Origin of the sequence: Nocardia sp. NPDC056100 (assembly GCF_042266325.1) — a bacterium.
Taxonomy (GTDB): domain Bacteria; phylum Actinomycetota; class Actinomycetes; order Mycobacteriales; family Mycobacteriaceae; genus Nocardia.
In genome coordinates this window covers 166,289-181,612 of sequence record NZ_JBHJVY010000003.1, presented here as the reverse complement: position 1 = coordinate 181,612, position 15,324 = coordinate 166,289, and the positions used below count along the sequence as shown (strand labels likewise).

The following is a 15,324-nucleotide window of genomic DNA, read 5'->3' as shown; positions in this document are numbered from 1 at the left end:
GGCCCGTGCCCTCCGCGATGCCAAACGGATGAGTATCCGGGAGTTCGCGGCGCATTTGGGCGTTCACGAACGTCTGGTTTCTAAGTGGGAGGCCGGTGGCGATCGCGTCCACCCCCGCCCCGTCAATCAGGCCGCTCTCGATACCTCTCTCGCCAGGTCCGACGATATTGTGCGGGCCCGGTTCGCGGCTTTGATCGACCAGCCACTGATCGACCGCCCCGTACCGGGTTTCGATGCGCGCCAGGATGTTCCGGCGCAGGCCAGTTATTCCAGCGACGCGGAACTGCTGGCACTCGTCGATACGGGTGCGATGAGGGGCGATGCGTTAGCGGCTATTTCGGAGAGGGATCTGATCATGGCGGCTGCCCATGAAGCAAGCGAGCACGCCGGGAGGGCGGAGAGTTCCAATGTGGGTGCCACCACATTGGAGCAGCTCGATGCCGATGTCACGCGAATCGCCAATGATTACGTGCACGTCCCGCCGGTGCCCATGATGGTGGAGATGCTGCGGGTGCGCCGCCGCGTCTACCGCCTGCTGGAGGGGCATCAGCGCCCGGCCGATACCGGTCACCTCTACCTGCTCGCGGGGACTTTGTCCGGATTGTTGGCCAATGCCAGCACCGATCTCGGCTACGTCGACGCCGCGGGCGAACAGGCAAGGGCCGCTTGGGCTTACGCGGAGTTGTGCGGCCACAACGGTTTACGGGCCTGGACACGCGGTATGCAGGCGCTGATCGAATACTGGTCGGACCGTCCGCGCCGCGCGGTGCTGCTGGCGCAGAGCGGGCAGCAGTACGCGGAGTCCGCGACCTCGCAGGTGCGGCTGCACAATATCGAGGCGCGCATCTGGTCCCGCCTGGGCGCACCGGCCGATACCGAGCGCTGCATCCACGCCGCCGACGACGCCCGCGACGGAAATTCCAGCGATACGCTGCACGACGAGGTCGGCGGCGTCTTCGGTTTCAATCAGCCCAAGGCGCAGTACTACGCGGGCGCGACCTATATCCATCTCGGTCAGGCCGAACCCGCGCTGGAGGCGACCCGGCGCGCCATCGAGCTGTATTCGAACGGGCCCACCGAACAGCGCTCGTACGGCGCGGAATCGCTCGCCCGGGTGGACAGCGCGGCCGCGCACCTGATCAACGGCAGCCTGGACGGGGCCGCCGAAGCCCTGCAACCGGTGCTGCAACTCGATGAGGACAAGCGGATCGCGCAATTGGAGGAACGGCTCGGCGGGCTGCGCCAGCGCCTGATCCGGCCCGGGTTCCGCGAGGCCGTCGAGGCCAGGCAATTGGATGAGCGGATCGAGGAGTTCTGCGGCACCACCGCCGCCAAGAGCATGTTGCCGCCCGATTCCGTGCGGTGAAAAAAGCTGGTTGCGGGCGGATGGCACCATTGGACGGGTGAGTCCTTCCAGTCACCTACCGCATCGGTCCCCGCGCGTCCTGGAGCAGTCGACCAAACTCCAGAACGTGGTCTACGAGATCCGGGGACCGGTCCACGCACACGCGGCGCGGCTGGAATCCGAGGGCCACCGCATTCTCAAGCTCAATATCGGCAATCCCGCGCCGTTCGGTTTCGACGCCCCGGACGTGATCATGCGCGACATGATTGCCGCGCTGCCGTACGCGCAGGGCTATTCCGAGTCCAAGGGCATCCTGCCCGCGCGCCGGGCCATCGTGACCCGGTACGAGGTGGTGCCGGGCTTCCCGAAGTTCGATGTGGACGATGTCTACCTGGGCAACGGCGTCTCCGAGCTGATCACCATCACCATGCAGGCGCTGTTGAACAATGGCGACGAGGTGCTGCTGCCCGCGCCGGACTATCCGCTGTGGACGGCCATGACCAGCCTCGCGGGCGGCACCCCGGTGCACTACCTGTGCGATGAGTCCAATGGCTGGCAGCCGGATATCGCCGATATGGAATCCAAGATCACCGACAAGACCAAGGCCATTGTCGTGATCAATCCGAACAATCCGACGGGTGCGGTGTACTCGGCGGAGGTGCTGCAGCAGATCGTGGATCTGGCGCGCAAGCATCAACTGCTGCTGCTGGCCGATGAGATCTACGACAAGATCCTGTACGACGATGCCAAGCACATCTCGCTGGCCTCGCTCGCGCCGGATCTGCTGTGCCTGACCTTCAACGGGCTGTCCAAGGCGTACCGGGTGGCGGGGTATCGCTCCGGCTGGCTGGTGATCACCGGGCCGAAGGATCACGCCGAGGGATTCCTGGAGGGCATCTCGCTGCTGGCATCCTCGCGGCTGTGCCCGAATGTGCCCGCGCAGCATGCCATTCAGGTGGCGCTCGGCGGGCATCAGAGCATCGAGGATCTGATTCTGCCGGGCGGCCGACTACTCGAGCAGCGTGATGTGGCGTGGGAGAAGCTCAATACGATTCCGGGCGTCTCGTGCGTGAAGCCGCAGGGCGCGCTGTACGCGTTCCCGCGCCTGGACCCGGAAGTCCATGAGATCCACGATGATTCGAAGCTGGTGCTGGATCTGCTGCTGCAGGAGAAGATCCTCATGGTGCAGGGGACCGGGTTCAACTGGCCGCACCACGACCACCTCCGGATCGTGACGCTGCCGTGGGCGCGGGACCTGTCGGTGGCGATCGAGCGGTTCGGCAACTTTTTGTCGAGTTACCGTCAGTAGGTAGGGGATTGGGACATACGTCCGGTGAACTGGGCGTTTGTCCAGTGTCGGGGTTGCGACAAAGCCAAAAACAAACCGCTAGTACGAAAAAGTTCGGTTTTTAGAGACTTAGCTAGCGCAAAGAACTGACTTTTGTGTACAGTGGGACTCGGCACTCAGGTGCCCGGCCAGACCTCCTACCCCCCCTGGGACGTCTGGCCCTGGATTGGTCGGCCTACCCCCCCTGGGCCGCCGTCCCGGGCGGCGGAGACATCCCCCTGCTCTCCGCCGCCCCTCCAGGAATTCTCCACCGCCTCCCCGTGACTTCTGCCGGGACTTAGGCCGTGGAGACTTTTCAACCGGACTAACCAGGGATTTTGGTCCCGTTTCGGGGGTACCCCCGGAGTTACCCCCACCTCACGAGATCAGTTGTCCCGTTGGTTCTCCGGTTAGAGCTTCGGGAACGGTTTTCGTTTAGGCTCCCTGAGTGAGCGATCACCATCACCACCACCATGACCACTCCGGACCCATCGCCATCGGCGCCACCGCCAAGTGGGTCGTCATCGGATTGCTGACCTTCATCGGGGTGCTGGTGGTGGGCGGCGCGATCTGGCTCTGGCCCAGCAGTCAGCACGTCGACATTCCGCTGCCCATGCAGAACGGCGGCGGCGGGGCACTGGTGACCGAGGCTGGGACGGTGATCAGCCAGGACCTCGGACCGTGCGGAAGTCCTTCGCTGGGAAAGCCGTTCGAGGACAAGCCGCAGGCGCCGCGCAGCAATGCGTACAACTGCCAGCGCAGCATCGTCACCATCGACTCGGGTGCGGACAAGGGTAAGAAGACGCTCTTCGAGATCGCGCCCGGCCCCGGACAACCCGATCTGCGCGTCGGCGACAGCCTGCGCATCGTGCGGCAGAGCGATACCAACGGGGCCACCGTGTACTCGTTCGACGATTACGCGCGCGGACTGCCGCTGAGCCTCATCGTCGGAGCCTTCGCGCTGGTGATCATCGTGGTGGCGCGCTGGCGCGGCCTGCGGGCGCTGATCGGGCTCGGCTTCGCCTTCGTGGTGCTGGTGGGCTTCATGCTGCCCGCGCTGCTGGACGGGAAACCGGCCATTCCGGTGGCGCTGGTCGCGGGCTCGCTCATCCTGTACTCGGTGCTGTACCTCGCGCACGGGGTGAATCTGCGCACCAGCTCGGCGCTGCTCGGCACGCTCACCTCCATGGTGCTGGCGGCCGTATTGTCCTGGGTCGCACTGAAGATGACGCATCTGACGGGTCTGTCCGAGGAACAGAACACCAATGTGGCGACCTATCTCCAGCACGTGAGCATTACCGGATTGCTGTTGGCGGGCTTCATCATCGGCTCGCTCGGTGTGCTCAACGACGTCACCATCACCCAGGCATCGGCCGCCTTCGAACTGGCGGCCCTCGACGAGAAGGCTTCCCGCCGAGGCATTTTCGCCGCCGCCATGCGGGTCGGCCGGGACCATATCGCCAGTACCGTCTACACCCTGGTGCTCGCCTACGCCGGTGGCGCGCTGCCGCTGCTGCTGCTGTTCAGCGTCGCGGGCCGCTCCATGCGCGATGTGCTCACCGGTGACGCGGTCGGCATCGAGATCGCGCGCTCCGCGGTCGGCGGTATCGCCCTCGCCCTCTCGGTACCGCTGACCACCGCCATCGCGGTCATCCTGGCCCGCCCCTTCGGTCATAAGCCCCCGGTGGCGGTGCGAACCGGTGCCAACCGCCCGCGCCCCGCCAAACGCGCCGCCCGCCCCGCCGGAACCCGCCCCACCGCGACAGGTGATGCGGCACAGCCGGTCTCGCCGCCGCGCGGCCCGCGCCAAGCGCCGACGGTGAGCTCACCGGGCAGGCAGGACGCACCACCGCAGCGGCAGGACGCACCGCCGCCGCAACAGCAGCAACAGCCCTGGCAGGACGCGTGGCAGGAAGCGCCGCAGCAATCCTGGCCCGCATCGGGGCCGCAGAACGCGGTGCGTCCGCAGGGCGAACCGCCCGCTCCCTGGTCGCTGAGAGCCGCTTCGGAACAACAGGATTCGCCCTACGAGGATACGGATCCGTCACTGCCGCGCCCGCCCTCGAAGCCGCAGAATCCGCCGCGCGGGGGCCGTCACTCCAAGCCTTGAGAACGGGCGAGGGTGACGCGCTCGGCGGAGCGCGCCACCCTCTTACTCCGATTCGGTGTCAAGGCGCGGTGTGAGCACCGGATCGGAGAGTCGGTGACCGATCAGAGGCGTTGCCACAGTGCGGGTGTCGCCGAGGGCATCCAGTTCGGGTCGTAGACGGTGTGCGCCTGTAAGCAGCGGTAGCGGCGGCCCTGATAGGTGACGACATCGCCGATCTCGTAGCGCGCGCCCACGGTCCAAGCATTGCCCGCGGGCTGATCGGTGGTGGTGTGCTGATGGGTGGTGGTCGGCGGAACCGTCGTGGTGACCGGTGGCTTGGTGGTGGTCGTGGCCGGGGGTGTCGTCGCGGGCGGTGCCGTGGTGGTGACCGGTGGTTTGGTGGTCGTCGGCGGCACGGTGGTGGAAGACGGTGTGGTGGTGGGTGTTCCGCCGCCGCCGATCTGCAGGTCGAGGCAGGAGTAGAAGGCGTTGGCGGTATCGCCGATATTCCAGATGGCCAGGAGTTTCTGCCTGCCGCTGTAGCCGCTCAGGTCGATGGTGTGGGTGACGCCGCCGGACGGCGGGGGCTGATTGTTGCCGTCGACCAGGCTGACCCGGGTGCCGCCGATGTAGTACTCCCAGTTCAGGGTTCGATGCAGGGCGGTGAAGGTCCAGGTGAAAGTGGCTGTGCTGCCCACGGATTGCACCTGCCAGGGTTTGCTGTCATCGTCGAGTTCGGCGAACCGGGAGATATTGGCGCTGCAATTGCGCAGGCCCTTCACACCTTCCACGCTCTGCGGCTCGTACTTGATATCCCCGCAGGACACGATGCTCTTGGCGCACTGCGCCTGTCTGCTCAGCGGGGATGAGACATAGCCGTGTGCGTTGGCCACCGCCGCGGGCAGGATCGCCACCAGAAAAGGTGTGAGGCCGATCGAGGCCGCGACAATGGACAGTCTTGTCGTGCTCTGAAAGATATGTGGCAGCAACGTTTTGGTCAAGCGATCTAGCTCGAGAAAGTCAAAAATAATGGAGCACAGCAAACTTCAACTGTGCTCCAGCAAACTCATTATCCAGATCGGATGAATTCCTAAACCGAAAGTCGCGCCGCCTCGCAGAGCGCGGCGACGCCATCGGCATCGGTGACGAAATGGTCGTACCCGCTGGGCGCGCCGATCTCGGCGAAGGAGACGTCGGTGCCCTCCGGCCGCGTCAGCGCGGGCACCGGAACGCGCACCGCCGCGTGCAGATCCCGCACCCCCGTCAATTCGATCACGCGTCGCGCGTTGTCGGCGCGCAGGCCGCCGCAGGCCATCACCTGAATTCGCCCGTCCGCCAGGGTGACCAGCCGCGTGATCAGCGCGGCGCCGTCGAGCACCGACTCCTGCCGTCCCGAGGTGAGCAATCTGGTGAACCCCAGTTCCAGCAATTGATCGAACCCGTCATAGGGATCCGCGCACACATCGAAGGCCCGATGACAGGTCACCTCCATACCCTCCGCGGCCGCGATCAATTCGGCATTGGGAGCCGCGGCCACATGGCCGAGCTCGTCCAGCACGCCGATCACGACCCCGTGCGCACCCGCGCTCCGCACCCGCTCCACATCGGCGCGCATCAGCGCCACCTCATCGGCGGAATACCGGAAATCACCGGGGCGCGGCCGAATGAGCACATGCACCTGCACCTTCGAGGCCGCCGCCACGGCCGCTTCGATGAGCGCGATATTCGGTGTCAGCCCGCCGACCGACAGCCCGGTACACAATTCCACCCGAGTGGCCCCCGCCGCATCCGCGATCCGAACCCCCTCGAGCGACTCGACTCCGATCTCGACCCGAACCGCTCCCGCATCCGTCATACCTCGAATTATGGTCGAAGATCACCGACAATGTTTGCCGGGCATTAGCAGAATCGTGCGGGCTAACCCGATTTCGCCGCACCGACCAGCGCACACGCCGATCTGATCCCACCTCGCCGGGTACGAGCGCGGCCCCGGCAACCTTCGCCCGGCAGTCCCGGATCGGTTGCCGGGCACCGTCGCGCTCCGCCCGGCGCGGGTCAGGTGCGGCGGGCGCGGAAACGGCGAAGGCGCGCCACCCGGGTGGGTGGCGCGCCTTCGTCAGTCGCGGTCGGGCGTCAGTTCTTCTTGCCCGGGGCCTTCATACCGGACTTGAAGCCGAGGCCGCCCGGCTTGGAGGCCGGCGGCTTGGCCGCGCCATTGCCCTCGGTGGCCGGAGCCGCGTCGGTGGCCTTGGCTTCGGTGCCGTTCGCCTCGGTGCCGTTCGCTTCTGCGGGGGCGGATTCGGCGGGAGCCGGGGCAGTTGCCTCGGGTGCCGAATCAGCCGGTGCCGCAGGGGCTTCGGCGGCCGGAGCCGGGGCAGCCGGAGCCGCAGCGCCGGGAGCCTTCGGCCCGGGGCGCTTGAGGCCGGACTTCATGGCCAGACCCTTGGGCGCGATGGACGGCTTGGCCTCGGTGGCCTCGGCCGGAGCCGCTGCCGCGGTGGCCGGTGCCGAATCCGCCGGGGCGGCAGCGGTTTCCGCGGGGGCCGAGGTCGCCTCGGTCGCGGTGGCCTCGGCCGGTGCGGCGGCGGGCTTGGCGCCCGGAGCCTTGGCCGCGCCCTTCATGGCCAGACCCTTGCCCGGAGCCTTCGCCGGACCCTTCATGGCCAGACCCTTGACGGGTGCGGCCGGGGCGGAAGCGGCTGCGGGAGCGGCGGTTTCGGCCGGAGCCGCCTTCGCGCCCGGAGCCTTGAGCCCGCCCTTCATGGCGAGACCCTTACCGCCGGGAGCCTTGGCGGCACCCTTCATACCCAGACCCTTTGCGGGTGCGGCCGGAGCCGCCGCCTCGCTGGCCTCGGCCGGAGCCGGTTCGGCGGTCGCCTCGGTGGCGGCGGGCTTGGCACCGGGGGCCTTGAGGCCGCCCTTCATACCCAGTCCCTTACCGCCCGGAGCCTTGGCCGGACCCTTCATCCCGAGACCCTTGCCCGCCGGAGCGGCCTTGGGTTCGGCGGGCGCGGCTTCGACTACGGCGGCCTCGGCCGCGACCGGCTCGGGCTCCGAAACGGGTTCCGGCTCTTCGACCTTCGGCTGCTGGATGACCTTCAGGTTCTCGGTCAGCACACCCGAGTCGACGCGGTCGATGGATTGCAGCATGAGCTGCGCGACATCCACGACCTCGACGCCCTGGCCGACCTCACCGCTGTCCTTGCGGGCGGTGACGCCGTCGGTGAGCATGACGCGGCAGAACGGGCAGCCGGTCGCGATCATGGACGGCTCATTGCCGCCGTTGAGCGTGTCCAGGGCCTCGTCGACGCGGTCGACGTTGATGCGCTTGCCGAGCTGCTCCTCCATCCACATGCGCGCGCCACCGGCGCCACAGCACATGGAACGTTCACCGTGGCGGGGCATTTCGATCAGCTTGGAGCCCGAGGCCTCCATCAGCTCACGCGGCGCGTCGTAGATCTTGTTGTGCCGGCCCAGGTAGCAGGGGTCGTGGTAGGTGACGTTCTGCGCGACCGGGGACACCGGGATCAGGTTCTTCGAACGCACCAGGCGGTTCAGCAGCTGCGTGTGGTGCACCACCTCGTAGGTGCCGCCGACCTGCGGGTACTCATTGTTCAACGCGTTGAAGCAGTGCGCACAGGTGACCACGATCTTCTTCTTGGACGCCTCCACACCCTCGAACACCGAATCCAGCACCGCGATGTTCTGCATGGCCAGCTGCTGGAACAGGAACTCGTTGCCCGCGCGGCGCGCCGAGTCGCCGGTGCAGGTCTCCTCCTGACCCAGCACCATGAACTTCACGCCCGCGGTCGCCAGCAACTCGGCCACGGCCTTGGTGGTCTTCTTCGCACGATCCTCGTACGCACCGGCACAACCGACCCAGAACAGGTACTCGTACCCGTCGAAGCTATCGGCGTCCTTACCGAAAACCGGGACCTCGAAATCGATTTCGCTGATCCAGTTCAGGCGATCCTTGGCGTTCTGACCCCACGGATTGCCCTTGTTCTCCAGGTTCTTGAACAGACCCGCGAGCTCGGACGGGAACTCCGACTCGATCAGCACCTGGTAACGGCGCATATCGATGATGTGATCCACATGCTCGATATCGACCGGGCACTGCTCCACGCACGCACCACAGGTGGTGCAGGACCACAGCACCTCGGGATCGATGATGCCGCTGACATCTTCGCCGCCGACCAGCGGGCGCTCGGCCTCGGCGCGCGCGGCCTCCGGAATCTGTGCCAGCGCACGCTCATTCGGCTTGCCCTCGGCGTCGACGAGACCGATCTCGTCACCGCCCATATCCTTGCGGCCGCCGGCCAGCAGGTACGGGGCCTTGGCGTAACCGTGGTCGCGCAGCGACATGATCAGCAGCTTGGGCGAGAGCGGCTTACCGGTATTCCATGCGGGGCACTGGGATTGGCAGCGGCCGCATTCGGTGCAGGTGGTGACGTCGAGGATGTCCTTCCAGGAGAAATCCTCGAACTTGCCGACGCCGAAGGTGTCGTTGTCCGGATCCGCCGTCTCCATATCGATCGGCTTGCCCTGCGACATCATCGGCTTCAGCGCGCCGAGGGCGACGGTGCCGTCGTCCTCACGCTTGAAGTAGATATTGAAGAACGCCGAGAAGCGGTGCCACGCCACACCCCAGGTGACATTGCGGCCGACCAGCAGCAGGAACAGCGCGCCGGAGCAGAGCTTGATGAACGCGAAGATCGACACCATGGTCGGGCTGGCAGGCAGCAACTTGGCAATCTGCTCGGTGAAGAAATCGCTCCAGGTGTGCGATTCACCGTAGGTGGCGATCTTGCCGGCCTTCACGAAGACCATCCCCAGGCCCTCAACGAGGACGATGGTCTCGATGACATATGCAGGTGCGAACTTCGAACCGCTGAAGCGGGACAGGCGCTCCGGGACGCGTGGGTGATTTAGCTGGCGGATCACGATCAGCGCCACGATGCCGACGACGGTACCGATTCCGAGGACTTCGTCGACAAGATGGTAGATGCCCCAGCTGCCAATGATCGGCCAGTGGAATTCGCTGTCGAAGGTCTGGCCGTAGGCCTCGAACCACAGCAGCATGCCGGCGAGGAAGCCGATCATGACCAGCCAGTGCGCCCAGCCGACCGTACGGAACTTGTTCATGCGCGTATGCGCGAGGAACTCCACGAACATGGTCTTGAAGCGGGGGAGGAACGGCCGCCACCGATCGGGTGCGGACTGCCCGACCATGATGGTGCGCGTTATGTTGCGCACGCCTCCGATGAACGATGCCCAACAGAAGACTGTGAACACCGCTCCAATCGTGCCCAGTGTCACTGTCAGGGCATTCATGTCGCGACCTTTCTGACCGGTTCAACAAGCTCTCCGAGGACGGCCTGGTCCGCCTTGGCTGGCTCGTATCCTAACGGACAGTAAGTTACCCGCCGGTAACTTAGCTGTCCAGGGTTTTCCCACACCGTAAATCCCGGCAAATCACGCGCGTAACAAAGGGCAGGCTTACTTGGAAAGCCCCGCTATTTCGGGGCGTTATGAATGTCGCTAATCGGTCACTGTTCGATTAAGCTCACGACGTCCGAAGTCTGTGCGCATCTTCACATGCTCGGGGAGAGTTCGCCGTTAGCGCGTAGGCAGGGCCCGAGGGAAGCCAGGGCCTCGCGTGGCGAAGATGCGGACAGCGGATCTACCTGATGATGGATTGGAAAAAACCGAATGAAGTTTCGCAGCACCACTGCGGCGGCTGCCATGGTCATCGGCGCAATGACCATCGGGACGACTTCTGCCCATGCCGATAACGCTCCCGCCCCCGCAGAGCCGACGGGTATCCAGTACTCGTCCAAGCTGGTCGACCAGAAGGTCGGCGACAAGGACGTCAAGACCATCGTCTCGACGCTGAAGAACGGCACCTTCGAGCTGGCTCAGGTCGACGGAGCCACCAAGGAAGACCCGAAGCAGACGATCGTCAACGTCAAGGGTCCGGACGGCGTCACCGCCGTCTCCTTCCCGCTCAACTACTCCGTCGCCGGAACCAAGATCCCGGTCGCGGCCGCGTTGAAGAACGACAACAAGGTGCTCGAGCTGGTGCCCGAGAAGCCGGCCGGTTTCGACGCCGCCGCGCTCCCGGTGTTCAACACGCCGACTGTCGCTGTCGCACAGGAGAAGCCGATCGCATCGGCGCAGGAAATCGCCTCGCCGGTCGAGGACCAGCGCGCGATGAACAACTTCACCACCCAGTTCGGTCTCGCCACCGCCATCGGCGGCTTCGTCGGCACCGCGGTCGGTGTCGTCATCGGCGGCGCGATCGGCATCGCGCTCGGCGCGATCCAGTGCATGACCATCGTGCTCTGCCTCACCGCCATCCCGACCTTCGTCGCGCTGGCCGGTATCGGCGGCATCCTGGGCACCATCGCCTTCGGCGCACCCGCGCTGGGCGTTGCCGGTATGGACCTGATCAACACCTTCCAGGCCACCCCGGGCACCTCCAAGTGGAGCGACGCGAACATGAACGGCCCGAAGTAGCCTGCACGTCTCGTCGACGCGAACGGCCCGCCCACTCGTTGGGGGCGGGCCGTTCGTGTTTTCGCGGCCGGGCGCGCCGAGCCTGTTCGGACCCGGGTCAGGCGGGGAGTTCGAGGCGGCCGTGGAAGGACACCGTGCCCTTGCGCCGCGCGAAGCGGCCGAAGGTGCGCTCGGTCATTTCGAAGCGGCCGTCCTCGCGCACCAATAACACCGTGCTGCACCGGGTTCCGTGCAGCGGATGATTGACGAAACGCGCCGAGGACACCCGCTCGGCGAAGGTGCCCAAACCGGTGTCGGGTAGCTCTGCGGTGGCGGCGCGATGCTGATCCGCGAGCACCGCGAGATAACCGGCCGCGTCACCGGGATTCGATTCCACCACCCTGCGTAGCTCCTGGACGCCCTCGCGCACCTTCGGCCAGGGCGGAGTATCGGTTCCGGTGCTCAGCTCGCCACCGGGCGGCAGGGACGCCGCGAGCGCGCCATTGGACAGTCCGTGGAAGCCGGGCCCGAGCTCATGCGGGCCGAGTCCGCTGCGATTGCCGTGCCACCACAGGGTTTCCAGATCCGAGACGACCAGGTTGTAGCCGTTGTAGTCGTCGGGCGCGGCGGCGATATCGCGCACGAACTTTTCCGAATCCGCGTCGCCGCGCAGGAAATCCATCAGCAGGGCCCCGCGCGAGCGCGCGTCGGGCCGTGCTTCGTCCGGTCCGCGCACATTGGTGACCGCGGCGAATCGAGGTGCCTCCCGGCTCAATCCGAGCCAGGTGCCCGGTACCGGCCCGGCCGCGCCGAGATCGCGCCCGGCCAGCAGGCCGGGCACCTCATCCCACCACCGCAGCGATTCGGTTGGGCGGGAGAAGAACTCGTCACGGTTGGCGGCGACGATCAACCGGTACTCCGGATGCGCCCGCCAGCCGAGCAACACCAAACACATGACTCCAGCATGCCGGAAGATCGCTCGCGGCACGCCCGCCTTCGGGTGCCCCAGCGCTGCCAGAGCCACCCCGTGCACCGCCATGGGCGGGCATGGCATGCGAAAGGGCCGGTAGCCCAATGGCTACCGGCCCTTTCAGCTGCTCATGCTCAGTTGGTGCGGACGCGCAGTCCCGGGTTGTCCGACAGGACCGTGCTGATCGGCTGGGCGAACAGCTGGGGTGCGTTGCCGGTGATCAGGCCGATCAGGTTGGGGATCTCGCAGATCGGGTAGTCGGCGACCGAGGAGGCGCTGGAGATGCCCAGGGCCAGGGTACCGGTCACGATCGGGCCGCCGCTGTCGCCGGGCAGGGCGCAGATATTGGCGGAGAAGCTCTGGGTGAGCTGGTGATCGCCGACCTGCACGGTCTGATCCACCGCGTTCACCACGCCGCAGCTGAAGCCGGTGCGCGAGCCCGACTTGCAGACCGGCGCGCCGACGACCGGCACGGCCACACCGGTGATGGCCACCGGCGCCGCGTTCGGCACGCGAACCAGGTTGTTGGACAGGCGATCCCGCGCGCCGTCGGCGACCGAGATGATGGAGTAGTCCTGCGCGCCCAGAATCGACTTCTGGAAGCTGCCGAGCTGGGTGCCGATGTGATCGCTGCCGACCATCTCGAACACGCCCGGCGAGTTGGCGCCGCCGGTGGCCGGAATGTTCGGGTTGCAGTGTCCGGCAGAGATATTCACGACATTGTCGTTGCGATCGAGGCCGTTGAAGCCGAGCGAGCAGCGCAGCGACATGCGACCGGCCACCGACGCGTAGGCGTCACCGGCGGCCAGCGGGCCGTTGCCGTTACCGGCGATGGCGCTCGCCTGCGGCAGGTTCGCGTCCTCGCCACCGGTCGGCGGCACGGCCATCACGATGACGCGGGCCGGGTCGACGAAGCTGGGCAGTGCCAGGCCGGGCTGATCCACCCGCACCGCGATGCTGTTGTTCATGGTGTCGACCGCCACGCCGCGCACGGCCTTGGAGACCGCGTCGGGCTGGCCCTCGAGCCACTTCTGGAAGGCGTTCTTCTCGCCGCGCAGGGTGGATTCGCTCTTGGCGACGTCCTTGACGGTGAATCCGGCGTCGGCGGCGGCCTTGCGGGCGGCGTCGATACCCGGGCCGTCGGCCAGCGCGACGACGGCCTTACCGGCCTCGTCCAGCCAGGAGCCCGCGAAAACCTGCGGGAACTGGCGCTGCGCGGTGGTGGAGAAGGCGGCCACCTGCTGGGCGAGGGTGGCGCGGTTCAGATAGTCCTGCGGGGAGATCTTGAGGTCGCGCGTGATGGCGGCGACCAGCTCCGCGGGCAGATCGGGAGTCGCGGGCTCCGCGTGTGCGCTTACCGCCACCGGTCCGGCGATCAGCAGCGCACTGGCCGCGATCGCTGCTGAACGGACAAGGGACCGTGGCCTGCGGCCCACGGGCGGCGAGGAATTGCGCATACGTGGCAGGAGCATGAGCCGACTATATGGTGTCGGGACCGTTATGCCTACTTATTGCCGCGTGGCTGTGCGGAATTTGCGGGTGTTTCACTTCGGCGAGTTCGCGACTTCGCACGCCCGCTAACGCCCTGTCCGGGCCACTCGCTCCGATGACTCGCCGGGCCGCCGAACACCTGCGTGTCGCGGCCCGGTCCGAGTTCGTCGAGTGTTCAACTTCAGTTCGTCTTCGGGCTGGTGCGCACCTGAATGCCACTGCCCAGGGCGCCACCGGAATTCGCGTCGATATCCGCCAGGATGGCGCGGACCGGAATGCCGAGTGTCGCGGTTCCACCGTACTGCGCGAGCTGGGTATTGGCCTCGTTGCAATTCGGCGCGTCGGCCGCATTCGATCCGCTGGTGATGCCGAGCGCGAGCGTGCCGGACACGATCGCGCCGCCGCTGTCACCGCCCAGGGTGCAGGCGCTGCTGGCGAATCCGCGGACCGTCTTGGACTGGCCCTCGGAGGTGAACAGCTGCGTCTCCACCCGGTCTGCCACCACGAAACCGCAGGTGAACGTGGATGACTGGCCCGACTTGCAGATCGGCGCGCCGGTGATCGGATCGGCGGTGCCGGTGATGGTCAGCGTGGTGCCGTTGGCGCCGCGCACCGAGGGCTGATCCATGCCCGCGCGCACCGCGGTGTCATTCAGCTTGATTACCGAGTAGTCCAGCGCATTGCCGCCGCCGAGTTGTGAACGGACGAAACTCCCCAGCGGTGGGGAGGCGGTCAGATTGCGAATATTGGGCAGATACACTTCGGCCGCCTGATTCGACTTGCCGATATTCGGATTGCAGTGCCCGGCACTGATGTTCAGCGCGTTACCGGCGGCATCGACACTGTTGAATCCGAACGAGCAGACATCGACGCTCTGCAATGACGAATCATTGAGCGAGGTGGGCGCGCTGATATAGGTGTCGCCACCCATCGGGCGGCGTTCCACCGGACCGCCGCTGTCGGGTGAGAGCACCACCTTGATATTCGCGATCAGGGTGGGCAGATTCAGCAGGTGCCCGGCCGGGGTGTTGGCCACGCTGAGCACCAGCTGGCTGTTCAGGAAATCGATCGCGACCGAATTGATGGCGCCGGAGATCTCGCGCGGCAGGCTGGTGATCCAGCTGTTCAGCTGATCCACCGACCCTTCCAGATTATCGGCGCTGATCGGGGCCAGCCGGGTCTGATAGCCGTCGGCCGCGACGATCTGGGCGGCGTCGAGGGAGGTCACCGCGAGCACCGGCTTACCGTCGGCCCCCATCCAGGCGCCGGCGAAGTCGTCCGGGCGCTCGGCGCGGAAATCCCTTGCGTAGTTACGCAATTGCTGTGCCTTCGCGGCGCGGTCCAGGTACTCGGCCGGCGACATCTTCAGATCGCGCTGGATCGCCTGGACGAGTTCGGCCGGAAGTTTGTCCGCGGCAAGCTGATCGACAGGTTCCGCACTCGCGGGAATCGCTGCGAACAAGGGGCCGACTAGGACGGTCGAGGCGAACGCGACGGTTGCTGCTCGGACCGCGGCGCGGCGCGCCATGAACTTGCGCATGGAGTCCCTTCGTAGTGCACCAGCAGACCGACTATCCCGTTACATGACGGAACATCGGTCAGCG

General features: G+C 66.4%; 9 protein-coding genes and 1 pseudogene. 4 read left to right on the top strand and 6 right to left on the bottom strand.

Annotation, left to right across the window (positions count from 1 at the left end; all coding sequences use genetic code 11):
* Positions 1 to 409: 409 nt before the first annotated feature.
* The 3 genes and pseudogenes from ACFC0O_RS23005 to ACFC0O_RS22995 form a co-directional block, all read left to right on the top strand.
* Positions 410 to 1,366: an XRE family transcriptional regulator gene (locus ACFC0O_RS23005; RefSeq protein WP_375961051.1), complete on the top strand. Its 957-nt coding sequence runs from the start codon at positions 410 to 412 to the stop codon at positions 1,364 to 1,366.
* Between the two features lie 28 nt (positions 1,367 to 1,394).
* The gene (locus ACFC0O_RS23000; RefSeq protein ID WP_364637896.1) at positions 1,395 to 2,654 is read left to right on the top strand and encodes a pyridoxal phosphate-dependent aminotransferase; all 1,260 of its coding nucleotides are present in this window, start codon (positions 1,395 to 1,397) and stop codon (positions 2,652 to 2,654) included.
* A 466-nt stretch (positions 2,655 to 3,120) separates the two neighbouring features.
* Positions 3,121 to 4,374, top strand: a pseudogene (locus ACFC0O_RS22995) (YibE/F family protein); the annotation flags it as partial.
* 509 nt (positions 4,375 to 4,883) lie between these two features.
* Here the strand turns inward: ACFC0O_RS22995 and ACFC0O_RS22990 are convergent.
* From ACFC0O_RS22990 to ACFC0O_RS22980, 3 genes are all read right to left on the bottom strand, one after another.
* On the bottom strand, positions 4,884 to 5,762 hold the full coding sequence (locus ACFC0O_RS22990) for a lytic polysaccharide monooxygenase (protein WP_375961049.1): 879 nt from the start codon (positions 5,760 to 5,762) through the stop codon (positions 4,884 to 4,886).
* Between the two features lie 89 nt (positions 5,763 to 5,851).
* A complete protein-coding gene (locus ACFC0O_RS22985) occupies positions 5,852 to 6,616 on the bottom strand; it encodes a copper homeostasis protein CutC (RefSeq protein ID WP_375961047.1) in 765 nt (254 codons plus the stop codon).
* Positions 6,617 to 6,894: 278 nt separating this feature from the next.
* Positions 6,895 to 10,095 (bottom strand): heterodisulfide reductase-related iron-sulfur binding cluster, encoded by a 3,201-nt coding sequence (locus ACFC0O_RS22980; protein ID WP_375961045.1) that lies wholly within the window; start codon positions 10,093 to 10,095, stop codon positions 6,895 to 6,897.
* A gap of 378 nt (positions 10,096 to 10,473) precedes the next feature.
* Here ACFC0O_RS22980 and ACFC0O_RS22975 point away from each other — a divergent pair, with 378 nt between their 5' ends.
* Positions 10,474 to 11,280, top strand: a complete 807-nt coding sequence (locus ACFC0O_RS22975; RefSeq protein WP_375961043.1) for a hypothetical protein — start codon at positions 10,474 to 10,476, stop codon at positions 11,278 to 11,280.
* 97 nt (positions 11,281 to 11,377) lie between these two features.
* Here the strand turns inward: ACFC0O_RS22975 and ACFC0O_RS22970 are convergent, their stop codons facing one another.
* From ACFC0O_RS22970 to ACFC0O_RS22960, 3 genes are all read right to left on the bottom strand, one after another.
* Positions 11,378 to 12,214 (bottom strand): NRDE family protein, encoded by an 837-nt coding sequence (locus tag ACFC0O_RS22970; RefSeq protein WP_375961041.1) that lies wholly within the window; start codon positions 12,212 to 12,214, stop codon positions 11,378 to 11,380.
* A 149-nt stretch (positions 12,215 to 12,363) separates the two neighbouring features.
* On the bottom strand, positions 12,364 to 13,701 hold the full coding sequence (locus ACFC0O_RS22965) for a S1 family peptidase (protein ID WP_375961039.1): 1,338 nt from the start codon (positions 13,699 to 13,701) through the stop codon (positions 12,364 to 12,366).
* Positions 13,702 to 13,901: 200 nt separating this feature from the next.
* Positions 13,902 to 15,260, bottom strand: coding sequence for a S1 family peptidase (locus tag ACFC0O_RS22960; protein WP_375961037.1), 1,359 nt, complete (start codon positions 15,258 to 15,260; stop codon positions 13,902 to 13,904).
* Positions 15,261 to 15,324: the final 64 nt, after the last annotated feature.

What these genes read in the sequence shown, in the direction of transcription:
- ACFC0O_RS22985 (WP_375961047.1), bottom strand. Translation starts at nt 6,616, where the DNA reads ATGACGGATGCGGGAGCGGTTCGGGTCGAGATCGGAGTCGAGTCGCTC.
- ACFC0O_RS22980 (WP_375961045.1), bottom strand. Translation starts at nt 10,095, where the DNA reads ATGAATGCCCTGACAGTGACACTGGGCACGATTGGAGCGGTGTTCACA.
- ACFC0O_RS22975 (WP_375961043.1), top strand. Translation starts at nt 10,474, where the DNA reads ATGAAGTTTCGCAGCACCACTGCGGCGGCTGCCATGGTCATCGGCGCA.
- ACFC0O_RS22970 (WP_375961041.1), bottom strand. Translation starts at nt 12,214, where the DNA reads ATGTGTTTGGTGTTGCTCGGCTGGCGGGCGCATCCGGAGTACCGGTTG.
- ACFC0O_RS22965 (WP_375961039.1), bottom strand. Translation starts at nt 13,701, where the DNA reads ATGCTCCTGCCACGTATGCGCAATTCCTCGCCGCCCGTGGGCCGCAGG.
- ACFC0O_RS22960 (WP_375961037.1), bottom strand. Translation starts at nt 15,260, where the DNA reads ATGCGCAAGTTCATGGCGCGCCGCGCCGCGGTCCGAGCAGCAACCGTC.